Origin of the sequence: Mycobacterium sp. ACS1612 (genome assembly GCF_001667505.1) — a bacterium.
Taxonomy (GTDB): Bacteria; Actinomycetota; Actinomycetes; order Mycobacteriales; family Mycobacteriaceae; genus Mycobacterium.
In genome coordinates this window covers 1-19,301 of the sequence record NZ_LZHZ01000001.1, presented here as the reverse complement: position 1 = coordinate 19,301, position 19,301 = coordinate 1, and the positions used below count along the sequence as shown (strand labels likewise).

General features: G+C 66.7%; 17 protein-coding genes. 13 read left to right on the top strand and 4 right to left on the bottom strand.

Going from position 1 to position 19,301, the window contains the following annotated elements; translation table 11 throughout:
- Positions 1 to 7 precede the first annotated feature (7 nt).
- Entirely contained in the window at positions 8 to 3,301 is a 3,294-nt protein-coding gene (locus A5724_RS00085; protein WP_067794324.1) for an error-prone DNA polymerase, read from the top strand.
- Here the strand turns inward: A5724_RS00085 and A5724_RS00080 are convergent.
- Entirely contained in the window at positions 3,298 to 5,148 is a 1,851-nt protein-coding gene (locus A5724_RS00080; protein WP_156752060.1) for a cellulase family glycosylhydrolase, read from the bottom strand. The two genes, A5724_RS00085 and A5724_RS00080, sit on opposite strands and share 4 nt — an antisense overlap.
- Positions 5,149 to 5,632: 484 nt before the next feature.
- Between A5724_RS00080 and A5724_RS00075 the strand changes: the two genes are divergently transcribed.
- Positions 5,633 to 6,274 (top strand): nitroreductase family protein, encoded by a 642-nt coding sequence (locus A5724_RS00075; protein ID WP_067794320.1) that lies wholly within the window; start codon positions 5,633 to 5,635, stop codon positions 6,272 to 6,274.
- Positions 6,275 to 6,284: 10 nt separating this feature from the next.
- Here A5724_RS00075 and A5724_RS00070 read toward each other — a convergent pair whose 3' ends face one another.
- On the bottom strand, positions 6,285 to 6,749 hold the full coding sequence (locus A5724_RS00070; RefSeq protein WP_067794318.1) for a tRNA (cytidine(34)-2'-O)-methyltransferase: 465 nt from the start codon (positions 6,747 to 6,749) through the stop codon (positions 6,285 to 6,287).
- A 15-nt stretch (positions 6,750 to 6,764) separates the two neighbouring features.
- On the opposite strand from A5724_RS00070, the gene A5724_RS00065 reads away from it, so the two are divergent.
- The 9 genes from A5724_RS00065 to A5724_RS00025 all read left to right on the top strand — a co-directional run bounded on the left by A5724_RS00065 (position 6,765) and on the right by A5724_RS00025 (position 15,033).
- Positions 6,765 to 7,370 (top strand): bifunctional 2-polyprenyl-6-hydroxyphenol methylase/3-demethylubiquinol 3-O-methyltransferase UbiG, encoded by a 606-nt coding sequence (locus A5724_RS00065; RefSeq protein WP_067794316.1) that lies wholly within the window; start codon positions 6,765 to 6,767, stop codon positions 7,368 to 7,370.
- A 218-nt stretch (positions 7,371 to 7,588) separates the two neighbouring features.
- Positions 7,589 to 10,426: an ATP-binding protein gene (locus tag A5724_RS00060; protein WP_067794314.1), complete on the top strand. Its 2,838-nt coding sequence runs from the start codon at positions 7,589 to 7,591 to the stop codon at positions 10,424 to 10,426.
- On the top strand, positions 10,423 to 10,839 hold the full coding sequence (locus tag A5724_RS00055; RefSeq protein ID WP_067794312.1) for a roadblock/LC7 domain-containing protein: 417 nt from the start codon (positions 10,423 to 10,425) through the stop codon (positions 10,837 to 10,839). The genes A5724_RS00060 and A5724_RS00055 overlap by 4 nt, the downstream gene beginning before the upstream one ends.
- 7 nt (positions 10,840 to 10,846) lie before the next feature.
- On the top strand, positions 10,847 to 11,221 hold the full coding sequence (locus tag A5724_RS00050) for a DUF742 domain-containing protein (protein WP_067794310.1): 375 nt from the start codon (positions 10,847 to 10,849) through the stop codon (positions 11,219 to 11,221).
- The gene (locus A5724_RS00045) at positions 11,202 to 11,783 is read left to right on the top strand and encodes an ATP/GTP-binding protein (protein ID WP_067794308.1); all 582 of its coding nucleotides are present in this window, start codon (positions 11,202 to 11,204) and stop codon (positions 11,781 to 11,783) included. The genes A5724_RS00050 and A5724_RS00045 overlap by 20 nt, the downstream gene beginning before the upstream one ends.
- 4 nt (positions 11,784 to 11,787) lie before the next feature.
- Complete coding sequence (locus tag A5724_RS00040; protein WP_067794306.1) at positions 11,788 to 12,345, top strand: pentapeptide repeat-containing protein; 558 nt, start codon at positions 11,788 to 11,790, stop codon at positions 12,343 to 12,345.
- Positions 12,346 to 12,452: 107 nt separating this feature from the next.
- On the top strand, positions 12,453 to 12,812 hold the full coding sequence (locus A5724_RS00035; protein ID WP_067794304.1) for a hypothetical protein: 360 nt from the start codon (positions 12,453 to 12,455) through the stop codon (positions 12,810 to 12,812).
- Positions 12,813 to 12,865: 53 nt separating this feature from the next.
- Entirely contained in the window at positions 12,866 to 14,140 is a 1,275-nt protein-coding gene (locus tag A5724_RS00030) for an amidohydrolase family protein (RefSeq protein ID WP_067794302.1), read from the top strand.
- Positions 14,141 to 14,175: 35 nt separating this feature from the next.
- A complete protein-coding gene (locus A5724_RS00025; protein WP_067794300.1) occupies positions 14,176 to 15,033 on the top strand; it encodes a pyridoxamine 5'-phosphate oxidase family protein in 858 nt (285 codons plus the stop codon).
- Here the strand turns inward: A5724_RS00025 and A5724_RS00020 are convergent.
- Positions 15,026 to 15,610 carry a TetR/AcrR family transcriptional regulator gene (locus A5724_RS00020; protein WP_067794298.1) on the bottom strand — a complete coding sequence of 195 codons (585 nt, stop codon included), beginning with the start codon at positions 15,608 to 15,610 and terminating at the stop codon, positions 15,026 to 15,028. The genes A5724_RS00025 and A5724_RS00020 overlap by 8 nt on opposite strands.
- Before the next feature lie 85 nt (positions 15,611 to 15,695).
- Here A5724_RS00020 and A5724_RS00015 point away from each other — a divergent pair, with 85 nt between their 5' ends.
- Both A5724_RS00015 and A5724_RS00010 read left to right on the top strand, forming a co-directional pair.
- Positions 15,696 to 16,088, top strand: coding sequence for a nitroreductase family deazaflavin-dependent oxidoreductase (locus A5724_RS00015; RefSeq protein WP_067794297.1), 393 nt, complete (start codon positions 15,696 to 15,698; stop codon positions 16,086 to 16,088).
- Positions 16,089 to 16,119: 31 nt separating this feature from the next.
- Positions 16,120 to 17,286 carry an acyl-CoA dehydrogenase family protein gene (locus A5724_RS00010; protein WP_067794295.1) on the top strand — a complete coding sequence of 389 codons (1,167 nt, stop codon included), beginning with the start codon at positions 16,120 to 16,122 and terminating at the stop codon, positions 17,284 to 17,286.
- A gap of 33 nt (positions 17,287 to 17,319) precedes the next feature.
- Here the strand turns inward: A5724_RS00010 and A5724_RS00005 are convergent.
- The coding region (locus A5724_RS00005) for an ATP-binding cassette domain-containing protein (RefSeq protein WP_067794293.1) at positions 17,320 to 19,301 on the bottom strand (1,982 nt) is incomplete at its 5' end.

Sequence of the window (19,301 nt, the reverse complement as noted above, 5' to 3'; positions counted from 1 at the left end):
TGGTGCGGTGAGCTGGTTCACCGGGCCGCCGAGCTGGACGGAAATGCAGCGGGTGCTCAACAGCAAGCCCCGCCGCGCCGGCTGGCCCATCGACCAACCGAACGGTGACGGCGGCGACAGCCCGGCCTGGTCGAGCAAGCGGGGCGAATACCAGCCGCTCGATGTGGAGCGGCCGAGGTCGACGGTGCCGTACGCCGAGTTGCACGCGCACTCGGCGTACAGCTTCCTCGACGGCGCCAGCACACCGGAGGAACTCGTCGAGGAGGCCGCCCGCCTCGATCTGCGCGCCATCGCACTGACCGACCACGACGGGCTCTACGGGGTGGTGCGATTCGCGGAAGCCGCCAAGGAACTCGACATGCAGACGGTGTTCGGTGCCGAGCTGTCCCTCGGCGGCGGCGACCGCACCGAGGACCCCGACCCGCCGGGACCACACCTGCTGGTGCTGGCCCGCGGGCCGGAGGGCTACCGGCGGCTGTCGCGGGAACTCGCCAAGGCGCATCTGGCGGGCGGGGAGAAGGGCAAGCTGCGCTACGACTACGACGCGCTGACCGAGGCGGCGGGCGGGCATTGGCACATCCTGACCGGGTGTCGCAAAGGCCATGTCCGCCAAGCACTTTCCTCAGGCGGCCCCGAATCCGCAGGCAGAGCGCTCGCCGACCTGGTGGACCGGTTCGGGCGGAGCAGGGTCAGCATCGAACTGACCCATCACGGCCATCCCCTCGACGACGAGCGCAACGCCGTGCTTGCCGAACTGGCGCCGCGATTCGGCGTCGGCGTGGTGGCCACCACCGCCGCCCACTTCGCCGCGCCGTCGCGGGGCAGGCTGGCCATGGCGATGGGCGCCATCCGGGCCCGCAACTCGATCGACGAAGCGGCCGGTTACCTTGCCCCGCTTGGCGGTTCGCACCTGCGGTCGGGGGAGGAGATGGCGCGACTGTTCGCGAGTACCCCCGAGGTGGTGACGGCGGCGGCCGAACTCGGTGAGCAGTGCGCGTTCGGGCTGGCGTTGATCGCCCCACAACTGCCGCCGTTCGACGTTCCCGACGGCCACACCGAGGACAGCTGGCTGCGGCACCTGGTCATGCGGGGCGCACGGGACCGGTACGGCCCGCCGGAACGGGCGCCGCGGGCCTACGCCCAGATCGAGCATGAGCTGAAAACCATCGAACAGCTGACCTTTCCGGGTTACTTCTTGGTGGTGCACGACATCACCAGGTTCTGCAAGGAGAACGGCATCCTGGCCCAGGGCCGTGGTTCGGCGGCCAACTCGGCGGTCTGCTACGCGCTCGGGGTCACCAACGTCGACCCGGTGGCCAACGAGTTGCTGTTCGAACGGTTCCTGTCCCCGGCGCGCGACGGGCCACCCGACATCGACATCGACATCGAATCCGACCTGCGCGAGAAGGCGATTCAGTACGTCTACGACCGCTACGGCCGTGACTACGCCGCACAGGTCGCCAACGTCATCACCTACCGCGGTCGCAGCGCGGTACGTGACATGGCCCGCGCGCTCGGCTTCTCGCAGGGACAGCAGGACGCGTGGAGCAAGCAGATCGGCCAGTGGGGGAATCTGGCCGAAGCGCCGCACGTCGAGGACATCCCGCAACCCGTCATCGACCTGGCCATGCAGATCTCCAACCTGCCTCGACACATGGGCATCCACTCCGGCGGCATGGTGATCTGCGACCGGCCGATCGCCGACGTGTGCCCGGTGGAGTGGGCACGGATGGAGAACCGCAGCGTCCTGCAATGGGATAAAGACGACTGTGCAGCAATCGGTTTGGTGAAGTTCGACATGCTGGGCCTCGGCATGCTCTCGGCGTTGCACTACTGCATCGACCTGGTGGCCGAGCACAAGGGCATCGAGGTCGACCTGGCGAAACTGGACCTGTCCGAGCCCGCGGTGTACGAGATGCTGCAGAAAGCCGACTCCGTCGGCGTGTTCCAAGTGGAGTCGCGCGCGCAGATGGCCACCCTGCCCCGACTCAAGCCGCGGGTGTTCTACGACCTGGTGGTCGAGGTTGCGCTGATCCGTCCTGGGCCGATCCAGGGTGGGTCGGTGCACCCCTACATCAAGCGACGCAACGGCGTCGAGCCCGTCACCTACGACCACCCGTCGATGGAGCCTGCGCTGCGGAAGACGTTGGGGGTGCCGCTGTTTCAGGAGCAGCTCATGCAGCTTGCGGTCGACTGCGCGGGCTTCTCCGCCGCCGAGGCCGACCAGTTGCGTCGGGCGATGGGGTCCAAGCGCTCCACCGAGCGGATGCGACGGCTGCGCGGCCGGTTCTACGACGGCATGCGCGAGCGACACGGCATCACCGGCGAGGTGGCCGACCGGATTTACGAGAAGCTGGAAGCGTTCGCCAATTTCGGTTTCCCGGAGAGTCATTCGCTGAGCTTCGCCTCGCTGGTGTTTTACTCGTCGTGGTTCAAGCTGCATCACCCCGCGGCGTTCTGCGCGGCGCTGCTACGGGCGCAGCCGATGGGGTTCTATTCACCCCAGTCGCTGGTGGCCGACGCTCGCAGACACGGGGTGAGCGTGCACGGTCCCGACGTGAACGCCAGCCTGGCACACGCCACGCTGGAGAACGCGGGTACGGAGGTGCGGCTGGGTTTGGGGGCAGTCCGTCACATCGGTGACGAGCTGGCCGAGCAGATCGTCGAGGAGCGAAACGCCAACGGACCGTTCGCTTCTCTTCTCGATTTGACGGGTCGCGTGCAGCTGTCGGTACCGCAGACCGAGGCGCTGGCCACCGCAGGAGCGCTGGCCTGCTTCGGGATCACCCGTCGTGAGGGGTTGTGGGCGGCCGGTGCGGCCGCCAGGGAACGCCCCGACCGGCTGCCGGGGGTGGGATCGGCGACGGGGGCTCCCGCCTTGCCCGGCATGACCGACCTGGAGTTGGCCGTCGCCGATGTGTGGGCCACCGGCATCTCACCGGACAGCTATCCGACCCAGTTCCTGCGGGAAGACCTCGAGGCCATCGGCGTGGTACCCGCCGATCAACTGCTATCGGTGCCCGACGGAACTCGGGTGCTGGTAGCGGGTGCGGTGACGCACCGGCAGCGGCCCGCCACCGCGCAGGGTGTCACGTTCATCAACCTCGAAGACGAGACCGGGATGGTCAACGTGCTGTGCGCACCGGGGGTGTGGGCCCGGCATCGCAAGCTCGCGCAGACGGCGTCGGCGCTGCTGATCCGCGGGCAGGTGCAGAACGCCACCGGTGCGGTGACGGTCGTCGCCGACCGAATGGGCAAGCTCGCCTTGAAGGTCGGCTCGAAAAGCCGTGACTTCCGCTAACTTTCGTCACTGGGGCCGGATTCAGTCGACGACTCGCTGTCCTCGGTGGTATCGGCCGTCGGCGTGCTCGCCTTCTCGTCATCGCTGGTGGCCTTGCCCGGTTTCACAGCGCGGTCAGAACCGAGCTTGGTCGGCCTGGCCACGAGTCCGGTCCGGACCGGTTCGCGGGACTCCACCTTGACGACATCGCCGGGATCGTCACTGCTGGTGTCCGTCGTTGCCTCGACTGTCTTGACGTCGTCCGTCGGCGCCTTGTCCGTGTCGACCGTCTTCGACTCCGGTGCAGGGATGCTCACCTCGGACGGTTCGGCACCGGTTTTCTCGGTGCCGGGCGACGAGTCGGGCGACGAACGATCCGGCGCAATCGCCCTACTCTGCGCCGACGTCGCGGCCGAACTCGTTGCGTCGGTGACCTCGTCCTGCAGCGCTGCAGGTACGGTCCTGAGCGCGGCGCCACCGGGGTTGAAGATCCTGGCCACCGCTTGGGTGATGGCATTGACGAACCCGGTGACCGAACCGACCACGCCCTGAACCGTTGCTTGGACCCTGTGGAACAACGCCGCCAGCGCCTGCGTCAGTTGCTGAACAAGATTGGGCGGGCTCGCCGGGCCAGGCGGATCGGTCGGGTCGGTCGGATCGGCCGGATGGGCGTCGATGAAGTCCTTGATGACCTGGGCGGCCGCCTTCATCACCCAATCATTCAAATCTGCAGCGTATTTGAAGACACCCAGCGATCCCTGCTCGGTCAGTTCCGCGCCGAGACGATCGCGAAGGGAATAGATGAACGCAGGACCGGTGAAGGACATGCTCGACCACTTGTCGAGGAAGTCGGCGATGAACGCCGCCTGCGTCGCTTCGGTGACCGCGTTGGGGCCGCCGGTCGGCAGACCGAATTCGCTCGCCCAGATGCGCAGCGCCTGATCCTGGTTGGCGATCATCAGTTGTCTGATCTCGAGCAGCTGGTTGAGCGGGGAGAACTTGTTCCACGGCTTGGAGATCGAATACGTGCCGTCGGAGAACTTGGTCTTGAAGTTGTACGGATGATACGACAGCGCATCGAAGTAACCCTTTGCGCCGTTTGCATACATCTTGCGCACGAAATCGACAGTGTCATAAGTGATCCCGGCGAAGCCGGCCACCGAGCCAAGCACCCCGCCGACCACCAGAGCGTTGGGATCAGCGCCGTCGTTGGGGTTGTTCGGGTCACCCTTGATCGCGGTGTAGACGGCCTTCAACACGTTGGTGTAGGCGAGGGGATCGGGGGTGGGCAGCCAGGACTTGATGTAGTTCGGTTCGTTCCACACCTCGTAGGCGGCGACTTTCCCGGCATACCGCGCCGCGGCTAGCCCCGCGAAAGCCGCGAACTTGGTGGGGTCGGGCGCCACCCCAGGGCAACCGATGCAGCCGGTACCGTTCTGTCCGCCCCAATACGGCGTCGCACTCAGCACGCCGAGCACCGCCATATTGCGGTTGACCGCCTGCTGCACAATGAAATCGACCTTGGACCAGTCCGGCGGAGCCAACACCTCCAACGGACTGCCCGGCGGCACCTTCTGGATATCGCCCCAGGGAATCAGCACACGGATGGTGTTGACCCCCAACGCCTTCATGTCGTTCAACGAATCGATGATCTCGGCGTTCGATCTGCCATATAGATCAGAGTCGGCAACGCCGACGGTCGTCGACGATTGGTCGATCGACACGACGGGCATGACGTCCAGCGCGACCGGCGTCGGCTTCGGGTTGAGCAGATAGGTCATCGCGGCGCACATCGCGGCGAACGGAATGGCGGCGATCACGGCGACGATCGCGTACCGCCGGATTGTTTGACGTGTACCAAGCCTCATAATTGGTTCCCCTCATCCCGTTCGGTGAGCGATCACCATCTGGTGAGAGGAAATTAACGCATGCGATAGTTGATTTTGCCAGATTCCGGAAATTGCTTTCTTGGGCGCTGAATTCCTACCGTGGCACGGAACAAGCACTAGCGCGGTAAAAACAAGATCAAACTCGACATAAAGACCCGAATTCAGCAATGTGTCAAGAGTGTGTGGAACTATTAACCAATTCGGGCCGCCCGTGGTTCAATACCGGTTGAAAAACCAGTTAGAGTGCGCTATCTACTCGACAGCCGGGCTACCAAAGCTTCACTATGGTGTCATCTTCTGCGCAATACAGCACATTCAGCAACGCAGGCGGCCTGAAAACGTTGGCGGCTCGCCGAAAAAGCGTCAGCACCTTACCTCCAAGTGACTCGTCGAGCGCGCGTGATTCGAGTAAGGCAGGTTTGCCGGAGACGGTCGTCACCTGTGTGCCGGTAGCCTCGGCGAAATGACCTTGAACTTGTCCGTCGATGAAGTCCTGACCACCACGCGTTCGGTGCGTAAGCGGCTCGATCTGGAGAAGCCGGTGCCCCGCGAGGTGCTGATGGAGTGTCTGGACTTGGCGCTGCAGGCGCCGACGGGCTCCAATCATCAAGGCTGGCAATGGATGTTCGTCGACGACCGGGCAAAGATCACCGCGCTTGCCGAGATCTACCGGACCAACGCGACCCCGTACCTCGACCTGCCCAAGCCCGAGTACGGCGACGTGCGCGATCAGCAGCGGCCCCGCGTCTACGACTCCGCGAAGTACCTCAACGAACACCTCCACGAGGTGCCCGTCATGTTGATCCCATGCCTGGAGGGGCGGCCCGACGGCGCGCCGGCGGGCAAGTCCGCGTCGTTCTGGGGCTCACTGCTGCCCGCGGTGTGGAGCTTCATGCTGGCGTTGCGCTCCCGCGGCCTCGGCTCGGCGTGGACCACGCTGCACCTGCTCGACGACGGCGAGAAGCAAGCCGCCGAGATCCTCGGCATCCCGCACGGCAAGTACAGCCAGGCCGGCCTCTTTCCGATCGCCTACACCAAGGGCACCGACTTCAAGAAGGCCAACCGGCTACCGGCCGAACAGGTGTCGCACTGGAACGACTGGTGAGCCGCGAGCGTCAGACCGCGCCGCGGAAATCGTGCTGCCGCCACGCCTCGTAGACGGCGACGGCTGCGGCGTTCGACAGGTTCAGTGATCGCCTGCCCGCCAGCATCGGGATCCGCACGCGTCTGCTGATGTGCGGGTCGGCCAGCGTCGCAGCGTCGAGGCCCGTCGGTTCCGGACCGAACATCAACGTGTCGCCCGGCCGATAGCGAACGTCGGCGAATGACGCCTCGGCATGTGCGGTGAACGCGTAGACCGTCGTCGGCGCCAGCGCCTCCCACGCCGACGGCAGATCGCGGTGCACGGTCACCGACGCCAGATCGTGGTAGTCCAGGCCCGCGCGACGCAGCTTGGGTTCGGACAGGTCGAACCCCAGAGGCTGCACCAGGTGCAGTTCACATCCCGTCGCTGCCACCATCCGGATCGCGTTGCCGGTGTTGGGCGCGATGCGCGGCGAAAAGAACAGCACCTTGAACACGGCGATAATGCTTACATGGTCGAGCGGAGCATTTGGATGCAGAAGGTTGCTGCCAACCCCGGACATTCGAACTGGTACATCGAGCGTTTCCGGGCCATGGCGCGCGCCGGGGAGGACCTTGCAGGCGAGGCTCGATTCGTCGACGCGATGGCGCCGCGCGGCGCGCACATCCTCGATGCCGGCTGTGGCCCCGGCCGACTGGGCGGGGTGCTGGCCAAGGCGGGGCACCGGGTGATCGGCGTCGACGTCGACCCGGCGCTGATCGAGGCCGCCGAACAGGATCATCCCGGCCCGCGGTGGCTCGTCGGGGACCTCGCCGAACTCGACTTGCCCGCTCGCGGCATACGCGAGCCGTTCGACGTCATCGTTTCCGCGGGCAACGTGATGGCGTTCCTCGCCCCGAGCACCCGGGTGCAGGTGCTCAGCCGGCTGCGCGCCCACCTCGCGTCCGACGGCCGCGCGGTCATCGGATTCGGAGCTGGCCGTGATTATGAGTTTGGCCAGTTTTTCGACGACGCGGCGCATGCCGGATTCGTGAAGGATCTGTTGCTTTCGACATGGGATCTGCGGCCGTTTCACGACGACTCCGACTTCCTTGTCGCGGTCCTTCGGGGCGCGTAATTCGTTTGCTCAGACGGTACGCAACGGCTCGTCAGAGCGGTTATCAACTCTGTCTGTTCAGTAAGAATTGTGGAATCGGCTGCACATGGCTGGCATACTCGACCAATTGCCAGGCGTAGAACGCGCGTCCATCGGTGGGCGAAATCAGCAGGAAGCCTTATGAACCACGCTCCATTACTGAATTGCGGGCAGGCGGCCGATCGCAGCGGCGGGCGCCCATGACCGCGTTCTCGCAGCTGAAAAGGGCCGATGGCACGGTCGTCGATTTCGAGCCGAAACAGCCGCCGCCGGCCAAGAGACCGTCGAAATGGTCGATCGCCAACTGGCCGGTTCGCTGGAAAGTGTTCGCCATCGTCCTGGTGCCGCTGGTGCTCGCGGGCACGTTCGGCGGGTTACGTATTTACTCGAGCGCGACGCACGCCGCCGACCTGCGTCGGGCGGCCGACCGCGCCGAGATGGTGCCCGCGATCGAAAGCTATATGACCGCGCTCGACGCGGCGATGCTGGCGGGTTCGACCGGCGGCGACACCCAGGCCGCGCTGACCAAGTTCGATAGCAGCAGGCAGGAACTGCAGCGCAGGCTGACCGACACCGACGTCGCCCCCGACGTGCGCAAGGGCGTCCAGACAATGATCAGCGCCGGCCAGGGGCTGATGGACAAGGTCACCGCCAACAGCATCGGGCTGCGAGACCGTGTGCAGGCCTATACGCCGATCCTGCTGACCGCCGAGGATGCCATCAACGGCTCGGTGCGCGTCGACGACGAACGCATCCGCGCCGAGACGCTCGGCCTGAGTCGCGCCGTCGGCGCCCGCGGCCAGATGATGATCCAGCAGCTGCTGGTCAACCTCGGCGGCGAACTGCCGGACCCCGAACTGCGGCTGTCGATGACCACGGTGGCAGGCACCGAACCGTCGACCCTGTTCGGCATGAGCCAGGTGCTCGGCGTCGGCTCTCCTGAGGCGCAGAAGCTGCAGGGAGAGTTCGTCAAGCGGCTGGCGATCATGTCCGATCCGGCGGCGGTGCTGGTCAACAACCCGGACCTGAGCGCATCGATTCAAACCACCGACCAGATCGCCGACAAGATGGTCACCGACACCTCTCGCGCGGTGACGGATGCGGTGGAGGCCGACGCGGCGGCCCAGCGCAGCGGCGCGATACGCGATGCGGTGATCGTCGTCGCCGCAATGCTGCTGGCCCTGTTACTGGTCATCCTGGTGGCGCGGTCGCTGGTGCGGCCGCTGCGCAGGCTGCGGGACAGCGCGCTGAAGGTGGCGCACGAGGACCTGGCCCGCGAAATCGAACGGGTCCGCGCCGGCGCGGAGGTGGGCCACGTCCAGCCCATCCCGGTCCACACCTCCGAAGAGGTCGGCCAGGTCGCGCACGCCGTCGACGAGCTGCACGAGCAGGCGGTCCTGCTGGCCAGCGAGCAGTCGCAGTTGCAGCTGCAGATGAGCGACATGTTCGAGACGTTGTCGCGGCGCAGCCGGTCGCTTGTCGACCAGCAGTTGTCGCTGATCGACCGCCTCGAGCGCAACGAAGAGGACCCCGACCGGCTGGAGAGCCTGTTCCGGCTGGACCATCTCGCGGCGAGGATGCGCCGCAACGGCGCCAACCTGTTGGTGCTCGCGGGTGCCAAGGTGCCGCGCGACCAGGCCGAGCCGGTGCCGGTGTCGGCCATCATCAACGCCGCGGCCTCCGAGGTGGAGGACTACACCCGGGTGGTCACCGCGACGGTGCCCGACAGCGAGGTCGTCGGCGCGATCGCGGGCGACCTGGTGCACCTGCTGGCCGAACTGCTGGACAACGCGCTGCGCTACTCGCCGCCGATCTCGCAGGTGCGGGTGTCGGCCGTGCACACCGGTAACGGCGGGCTGGTCATCGAAGTCAGCGACATCGGCATCGGCATGACCGAATCCGATCTGCGGGTGGCCAACACCCGGTTGCAGTCCGGCGGCGAGGTGAACCCCTACACCGCCCGGCACATGGGTCTGTTCGTGGTCGGCAGGCTGGCCGCCCAGCACGGCCTGGTGGTCCGGTTGCGCAGCACCATTGCCGGAGAACCGAATTCGGGCACCACCGCCGGTGTGTTCGTGCCGGGTACGTTGCTGGCGGTCGCGGGCGCGCCCGACCAGTTCGGCGAGCCCGACTACGGGTTGCCCGCGGACGCGCACGCAGGCATCCACACCGCGCTGGCGCTGGACGAGGATCACGACTACGCCGATCACGTCGAGGAGCCCGGGCACGAGTACACCAACGGGCACGGCGACGTGCCGGTGGCGTTGCTGCCGCAGCGCAACCCCGGCGCCAGCGGTATCGCCGACCTTCCTGCGTCGCTGGCGCAGCCAGAACAGCCGCCGCAGGACGAGTGGCACGCCGAGGAGTCGTGGCCCGAGGATTCGATGCCTGCGCAGACCGAAGAGCACCCGCCGTGGGGCCAGCCGCTGACGCCGCATCCGGAGGAGGCCGACCGCGCGCCCGTCGACACGTCGGCGTTCTTCGCGTCCCGCGCTCAGGCAGCCAGCAACGGCGTCGCCCACGAAAACGGGATCGAACCGGCGCCGCCTGCCCAGCCGATTGAAAACGAGCAGGTCGCGCCGCAGGCCCAGCACACCGTCGACGAGCCGTCGGCGACGGCGGGCGCCGACGACGCGATCTATCAGAAGATGTTGTCCGAGTGGCTCGTCGACCCGACGGATCTGGCCAAGAGCGACGACCTGAACTGGGAGTCGGTATGGGATCACGGCTGGTCAGTGGCGGCTGCCGCGGACGAGGCGCCCGTCACCGAGCACACCGAGGAAGGTCTGCCGATGCGTCGGCCCGGGGCACGCCTGGTACCGGGCGCCGTCGACGCAGCACGTGGTCCCAACGGGGGCTCTCACAGCAGCGACGGCGGCGGCGAGCAGGTAGCATCGGCGGCTGAGTTCGGCACCGGCGGAGGACCTATTCCATCGCGCGACCCGGACGCGGTCCGCGCAAGCATCAGCAACCATTTCGGTGGGGTGCGCGCGGGTCGATCACATGCCCAAGAGAGCAGAGGAACAGATCGCGAATGACCCACCAGCCACGTGCGACGCAGCGGGATTCGCTCGACTGGCTGGTGTCGAAGTTCGCACGCGACGTGTCCGGCGTCTCGCATGCCGTGCTGGTGTCCGCTGACGGGTTGCTGATGGCCGCCAGTGAGCACATGCCGATGGAGCGTGCCGACCAACTCGCCGCGGTGGCCTCCGGTCTGGCGAGCCTGTCAACCGGAGCCGCGCAACTGTTCGACGGCGGGTACGTGCTGCAGTCCGTCGTCGAGATGGAGAACGGATACCTGCTGCTGATGCGTGTCGGCGACGGTTCCAACCTCGCGACGTTGGCGACCCGCAACTGCGATATCGGCCAAATCGGTTATGAGATGGCCATTTTGGTGGAACGAGTCGGCGCCGTGGTCCAATCCGGGCGGCGCGCCCCTCAGCACTCGTGAGCCGCCTATGGACTTCTGGGAAGCAGACGATACGGACGAGCCGCAGCTGGTTCGCCCGTACACCTTGACGGCCGGTCGCACTGATTCCCGCGTCTACCTACCGCTCGAGGCCCCCGTCGAAACGGTGCCGGAGCCACCGCGACCGCCGCGCTGGCCGGGCAACGACGTCCGTGGCCAAATCCTCACGTTGTGCGCCGACAGCCCCTCGGTGGCCGAAGTCGCAGCTGTCTTATCGCTGCCACTCGGCGTGGCGCGCGTGCTAATCGGTGACCTCGTGACGCAAGGTTATCTACGGGTGCACACCACCATCGGTGACTCCACCACCATCGACGAACGACGTGAATTGATAGGAAGGACCCTGCGTGGCCTACGAGCGCTCTGAGGGGCGGGACACCGCCTCGACGAAGATCGTCATCTCCGGTGGCTTCGGCGCCGGTAAGACGACGTTCGTGGGTGCAGTATCCGAGATCATGCCGCTGCGCACCGAGGCTCTGGTGACCAACGCCTCGGCCGGAGTCGACGGACTCGAGATGACCCCGACGAAGAACACCACCACGGTGGCGATGGACTTCGGCCGCATCACGCTCGCCGACGACCTGGTGCTGTATCTGTTCGGCACGCCGGGGCAACGGCGCTTCTGGTTCATGTGGGACGACCTGGTCCGCGGCGCCATCGGCGCGATCATCCTGGTCGACGTCCGACGGCTGGCGGACAGCTTCGCCGCCGTCGACTTCTTCGAGGCGCGCAATCTGCCCTTCCTGATCGCGGTCAACGAATTCGACGGGGCGCCAAGGCATCCCGCTCAGGCGGTGCGCAAGGCGCTGGCGCTGCGCGAGGACATTCCGATCATCACCGTCGACGCCCGCGACCGGCATTCGGCCAAGGCCGCGCTGATCGCCATCACCGAGTACGCCCTGAACAGCCTCACACCACTGCACGGCTGAGCCCGTGGCCGACGAGGTCTGGACCGAGCAGGAGTTCGACGGCCGCGACTTTCGTGACGAAGACCTGAGTCGGCTGCGCACCGAGCGTGTGGTGTTCACCGAGTGCGACTTCAGCGGCGCCGACCTGTCCGAATCCGAGCATGTGGGCACGGCGTTCCGCAATTGCACATTCCGCCGGACATCGTTGCTGCACAGCAACTTTCGCCACAGCAGCTTCCTCGGCTCGGTGTTCACCGAATGCCGCATGCGGCCGGTCACGTTCGTCGAGGTGGATTTCACGCTGGCCGTCCTCGGCGCGGCGGATCTACGTGGCGTCGACCTGTCCGACTGCCGACTGCGCGAAGCGGGCCTGGTGGATACGGATCTGCGCAAGGCGGTGCTGCGGCGGGCCGACCTGTCCGGCGCACGGACCCAGAACGCCAAACTGGATCAGGCCGATCTGCGCGGTGCCCGGATAGAACCGACGCTGTGGACGACGGCGGCGGTGCGCGGGGCGAAGGTCGACATCGAGCAAGCGGTCGCTTTCGCGGCCGCGCACGGCCTCGACATCCACGGCGGCTGATCCCCGCCGTCGACCCGATGTTGGGATCGGTAGCTGTGCACCGGCTGTGAAACTTGCTTCATCGAACGGCGCCGCCTCCTGCCGTCGCAGAAGCAAAGGAACACGACATGACCACTAGCACCGCGAAGCGGATGCTCACCGGGGCGTTGGTGTCGGCCGGTGTCGCGGCCGCGGGCCTTGGTCTGGGCGCGGGTACGGCTGAGGCGGGCACCCCGCCCGGCGGGCCCTACACGTGGTGCCCGGGCGATCCACCCGTGGCAACCGGCAACATCCGAGTCAACCCGGTCATCTGGGACAACAACATCTGCCACACGTACTACTACGTGTATCACGGCCAGGGCAACGTGGCGCAGAACATCTGGGACGGGCCGAATCCGCCTGGGCCACCGCCGCCTCCGCCCAACCTGACCCCGCCGCTTCCGCCGGGGTGGTGCTGGTCGCTGTTCATCCCGACGCCCTGCCCGTAGGGCTACCCCGCGGTTTCGCAGCGCGGTGGCCCGCCGGCGATCAGGATGGGGCCATGGCCGATACCTGGGACAGCATCGATCGCTACGTCGTCATCTCGACGGACACTCACGCCGGCGCCGATCTGTACGACTACAAGCGGTACCTACCGTCCCGGTGGCACGACGATTTCGACGCGTGGGCGAAGACCTACGTGAGCCCGTTCGACGACCTCGTCGTCGCCACCGCGCAGCGCAACTGGGATCACGAGATGCGGATGTCGGAGATGGACGCCGACGGTGTGGCCGCCGAAGTGCTGCTGCCGAACACCATTCCGCCGTTCTTCCCGACCACGCCCAACATCACGATCAGCCTGCCGCGCACGCACGACGAGTTCGAGAAGCGGTGGGCAGGGGTGCAGGCGCACAACCGATGGCAGGTCGACTTCTGCGCGCTGGCCCCGACGCGGCGACGCGGACTGATCCAGATCTTCCCCAACGACATCGAGCTGGCGCTCGACGAAATCCTTTGGGGCGCAAAGCAAGAGTGCTTCGGTGGGGTGTTGCTGCCCGCGGTGTCGCCCGGCGATCCGAATGTCGCGCCGCTGTTTCACACCCGCTACGAACCGATCTGGGCGCTGTGCGCCGACCTCGACCTCACCGTGGTGCAACACGCCGGGGCCGGTAGTCCGCTGATGCCGATGGATCAGCCGGCGTCCAACGCGGTGCTCGTCACCGAGATGGCGATGTGGGCGCAGCGCACCGTCTCGCATTTGATCCTCGCGGGCGTGTTCGAGCGCTACCCGACGCTGCGGTTCGTGCCGACGGAACAGGGAACGCTGTGGCTGCAGCAGCAGATGATGCTGCTCGACGTGATGGTGCCGAGCATGAAGACCGAGGCGCACAACCGCACGTACGGGATGTTCGGCGGTTCGTCGATCGACGAACTGACCATGGCGCCCAGCGAGTATGCGAAGCGCAACTGCTACCTCGCGTCCGAACTGACCCCGTACGAGTCGTCGATGATCGACTACATGGGCGCCGACCACATGATGTGGGGCAGCGACTACCCGCACGAGGAAGGGTTCGCGCCGCACTCCAAGTTGGCCATCCGGTGGGCCCTGCACAGTCAACCCGAGGACACCTGCCGCAAGATTCTCGGCGGCAACGCGGGTCGTCTGTACCGGTTCGACCTGGATGCCCTCGCCCCGGTCGCCGCCGAGATCGGCCCGACGGTGGCCGAGGTGCACACGCCGCTGGGCGACACCGGCTACGTCGCCCCGCCCGCGTTCGGTTTCCGGCCGTTCGAAGGCGGCCTCGCGCTCAAGCGACTGGCCCCGGCACGCAGCTAAGGGAATAACCGCCGCGCGATCGGGTTGACGGTGGCATGACCGACCAAGGCTTCCACGACGGCGAACTAGCCGTCCAGGAGCGTGCAGGTGTGCGTGCCCAGGCGGCGCGCCTCGGTGGTGCGATGCTGGCCGTGCCCGACCTCAACGGCGGCATCGGCGGCTTCCTGGCCGGGCGCGACTTCGCCGTCATCACAGCGCGCGACGTCGACGGCCGACTGTGGATTTCACCCCTGTTCGCGGCGCCGGGATCCCTGCAAGCACGCGACCGCACGCTGCGCGTCGACGCCACGCCGGGCAGCGGTGATCCGTTGCACGGCCTGCCGGCGGGGCAACCCGTCGGGATGCTCGCCATCGAATTCGCGATCAGGCGAAGGGCTCGTGTGAACGGCACCCTGATCCGCTCGGATCCGGACGGTTTGGAACTGTTCGTCGACCAGGCATTTGGCAACTGCCCCAAGTACATTCACCAGCGCCACCTGGACCACCTCGAGCGGGGCGCCGGCGGGGCCGAGCGTTTCGATCACCTCACTGCCGAGCACGTCGCCCTGATCACACACGCCGACACGTTCTTCCTCGGCACCGTTCATCCGACCAGAGGAGCCGATGCGTCGCATCGCGGTGGCCAGGCCGGTTTCGTCCGCGTCGAGGACGGTGGGCTGTGGTGGCCGGACTACCCCGGCAACAACATGTTCAACAGCTTCGGCAATATCGAGGTCGATCCGACGGCGTCATTGTTGTTCATCGATTTCGACAGTGGCACAAGGCTTCACGTGTCGGGCACCGCGGCGGTCGAATGGACAGCGCCCAACATTCGCGGCGACGACGGGGGCGTCGGGCGGCGGGTGAGATTCACTGTCGATTCGGCGGTGTCCATCACCCCGCCGGTCACCTGACCCCGCTCAGATGGGCGGCGATCAAGGGCGCGACCCGTTCGACGAGGACGTCCACCGGCGTCGATGCGATCGGTTCCACTCGCAGGATGTGGCGCAGATAGGCGATGCCCAGCAGTTGGCCCATCGCGAGATCGATCCGAAGCTCGGCGTCGGGTTGGGCAAGGCTCGCCGCGATCTCTGAATACACCTGTCCCTGGATGAACTGGCGGACCAGGTGCGCGGACTCGTCATGGGTGGCCGCCCCGCGCAGAATGGCGAGCAGCGGCGCGCGCGATTCCGGCTGCTCCCACGCCTCGAAAAACACCCGGGTCAGCCGCTCGCCCATGTCGCGCCGTGCGCCGCCGGTGACTCGGGCAGCGATCGCCGCGGGCTCGAACGGCCAACCCATCGTCGCCCGGAATAGTTCGGCCTTGCTGCCGAAGTAGTGCCGGACCATGGCGGGGTCAACGCACGCGGCCGCCGCGACGTCGCGTACCGAGGTCTTGTCGTAACCGGCATCGGCGAACAGGCGGCGCGCGGCCGCCAGTATCACGTTGCGGGTGTCCGTCTTGCCGCGCGGTCGTCCGATCCGGGCCATGGTGCGAAATTCTACAGTCGTTGACTTTTGTGATGGTGCGGAGTTAGCGTGGAAATTGAAATTCCACAAGTGAGGAGTTTTCGACATGCCAGCGCCTCGATGGATTGCCAAAGCCAACAAAGTGGGGCTGAACCGCCTCACCAAATTCGTCGCGCCGTGGGCGCCGGGGTGGGCGGTCGTCGTACATCGCGGGCGGAAGTCCGGCAGGACGTTCCGGACGCCGCTGTGGGCCTTTCGGCGTGGCAACCGATACGTGATCGCGTTGACCTATGGGCCCGACGCGGACTGGGTGCGCAATGTTCTCGCCGCGGGTGGCTGCGAACTCGAGAGCCGACGGCGGCACTACCAGCTTGGGGCTCCGCGGCTTTACCGCGATGAGAACGCTTCCGACATGCCCGCGTTCATCCGCTTCATGCTTCGTCGAGTCATCAAGGCGCCCGAATTTCTCGGGCTCGACATCGTCGCAAATCAGCCGTGACCTGACAAGCTACCGCGTACGGTCATCGACCATGGGAAATCAGGTCGTGGCGCGGGCCCGCGGCATGCGCGAACTGGTGATGGCCGAAGCCGCCGAGTCGGAGCAACTGCGCACCTTGACGGCCGGGATCGTCGAGCAGATGTGGTCCAGCGGCCTGATGACGTCGTTCAACCCCGTCGCCGCGGGCGGAGTCGAGCCCTCGTTCGCCGAGATGATCGAGGCGTGGATCGAAATGGCTTGGCAGGACGGCTCATTCGGTTGGTGTGGGATCGCGAACCTGCCGTCGACGTTCGCCGCGGCGTCGTATCTGCCGGACAAGGGTTTCGCCGAAGTGTTCACCGCCAACGACAACCGCATCACGATGGGCGGGCAGTTCTTCCCCAACGGCCAGGGGCACGCGGTAGACGGCGGCTACCGGTTGACCGGGTCCTGGAGCTTCGGTTCTGGCACCGGGCATTCGGAGTACATTGCGGCCGGCTTCATGCCGATGGACGACGGCGAGGTCCGCTGGGTCAGCGAAGGCCTACCGGATATGCAGGTGGCGATCCTGCCGCGCTCAGACGTCACCTTCACCGACGGCTGGTTTGTCCAGGGCCTCAAGGGAACCGGCTCCTACGACTACAACGCCGCCGACGTCTTCGTGCCGGGGTACCGGACGTTCCCATTGTTCGCGCGCGAACCGCACCGCGGTGCGTCGCCCGCGACCAGGATGGGGCTGATGCCCGTCACCGCCGCGGGGCACGCGTCGTGGGCGCTGGGGGTGGCCAAGAGCATGCTCGACGACGTCGAGGAGCTGGCCGCCACGAAATTTCGGATGAGCGACATGGCGTCGCTGGCCAGTCGGGCGACATTCCAGAAAGGGTTGGCGCATCACGTCGCATCGTGGCGGGCCGCTCGGCTGCTGGTGCTCGATGCGTTCACGACCGCCGAAGCGGTCGTCGCCGTGGGGGAGGAGCTGACGCCGACGATGCGTGCGGACATGCGGGTGGCCGCCGTGTACGCCACCGACGTCGCACGCGCGTGCGGCGAGTGGGCGCACCTTGTAGCGGGCACCAGTTCGATCCGCGAGGGCAGTCGCCTCGAGCGAGCCTTCCGCGATATCTACACCGGCACGCAGCACGCCTTCATCAGCGAGAAGGTGGCCATCGACGCCGCCCAGATCTGGCTCGGCATCATCGAAGACCAGCCAGGCCTCTAAGCCGACCAAGGACCGTGATAAGTGCGCGAAAGCTCAGCCGCCCTTGAGGCGGATCTTCCACCGCACGAAGCTGACGTAGCCCACACAGATCGCCCCGAGCATCGCCATGTTGAACCACCATGCGCCCGGCGTGTGCCGCCAATGCGAATCCTGTGGTGTCAGTGGCCCGGGTACTAGTCGCAACAGGTCGATCGTCGACGCGGTGCTGGCGAAACCCCAACGGGCAGGCGTGATCCACGACAACTGGTCCAGCACGATGCGACCGGTCACCGGGATCATGCCGCCCTGGAACACCAACTGCGACATGATCGCGATCACCAGTAGCGGCATGATCTGCTCGTTCGACTTCGCCAGCGCCGAGAGCGCCAGGCCCGTCATCGCCGCCGCCACACAGCAGGCCGCCACGTCGACGTACAACTCCAGCGTGCGCGGCGGTATCACCGCGCCGTGTTCGGTGGCGCCGGGACCCCACTTCTTGCCCCACACGTTGATGCCGACCACGATCGCGGACTGCAGCAACGCGAATCCGGCGAACACGAACACCTTGGCCAGGATGTACGCGGTCGTGGACAGCCCAACGGCCTGCTCGCGCAAGAAGATCGCGCGTTCACCGATCAGCGCGCGAATGGTCAACGCGGTGCCCATGAAAATGGCGCCGACGTTGAGCAGCACCAGGATCTGCCCCGGTTCGTTGGGCGCCTCGCCGCCCTTGATCGCCGGCACGGGCACACCGAAGCCGACGTCGCCGGGCACCGACAGCGACAGCACACCCATGATGAACGGCAGGAACGCCAGGAAGACGAAGTACCCGCGGTCGGACACGATCAGCCGCATCTGGCGCCGCGCAATCGTCGAAAACTGCCGTCGCAGACTGGTTTTGGTCGGCTGCCCGAGATCCGCCGGCTTCTGCGCGGGCGGCGGCGGTGGCGGCGGACCGTGCTGCGCGAGAAAGCGTTGGTTGGCGCCGTCCGGATCGCCCGCGACAGTGCTGAAGATGTCGGCCCAGTTGGTGGTGCCCATCGACGGGCCGATCTGACTCGGCGGACCATAGAACGCCGTCTTGCCGCCGGGCGCCAGCAGCAGCACCTGATCGCACACGTCCAGGTACGTCAACGAGTGCGTGACGACCAGCACCACACGGCCGGCGTCGGCGAGTTGGCGCAGCATCGTCATCACCTGGCGGTCCAGCGCCGGGTCCAGGCCGGAGGTGGGCTCGTCGAGGATCAGCAGCGACGGGCCGGTGAGCAACTCCAGCGCCACCGACGCGCGCTTGCGCTGCCCGCCGGAGAGCTTGTCCACGCGGGTGTCGAGGTGCTTGGTCATCTCGAGTTCCTCGAGCACCTCGTTGACCACCTGTTCGCGGTCGGCCTTGTTGGTGTCCGGCGGCAACCGCAGTTCGGCGGCGTACATCAGCGCCTGCCGGACGGTCAGCTGGCCGTGCACCACGTCGTCCTGCGGCACCATCCCGATCCTGGACCGCAGCGACGCGTACTCGGCGTGCACGTCGTGGCCCTCGAACGCCACCGTGCCCGTCGTCGGGTGCGTGTACCCGGCCACCAGCCGCGCGAACGTCGACTTGCCGGCGCCCGAAGGCCCGATCACCGCGGTCAGCGTGCCGGGCCGCGCCGACATCGAGATGTTGTTCAGCAGCGTCTTGTTGCCCTCGATGGTCCACGTGACGCCGTGCACTTCCAGGCCGCCGGTGCGGGTCGCGGCCTCGGTCTCCGTGCGACGCACCAGCGTGCCGCCACGGAACACCATGTCGATGTTGCCGATGGTGACCGTGTCGCCCTCGTGCAGCATCGCCGAGTCGACGCGGGCGCCGTTGACGAACGTGCCGTTGATGCTCCGGTTGTCGAGGATCTCGGTGCCGCTCGGGGTGGACACCAGGGTCGCGTGATGACGCGACGCCAGCACGTCGGGAATCACGATGTCGTTGTCGGTGGCCCGGCCGGGGCCGACGGCAGCGCCACGCACCAGCGAGGGCAACCTCGCGACGAGCATGCTCAAGATCC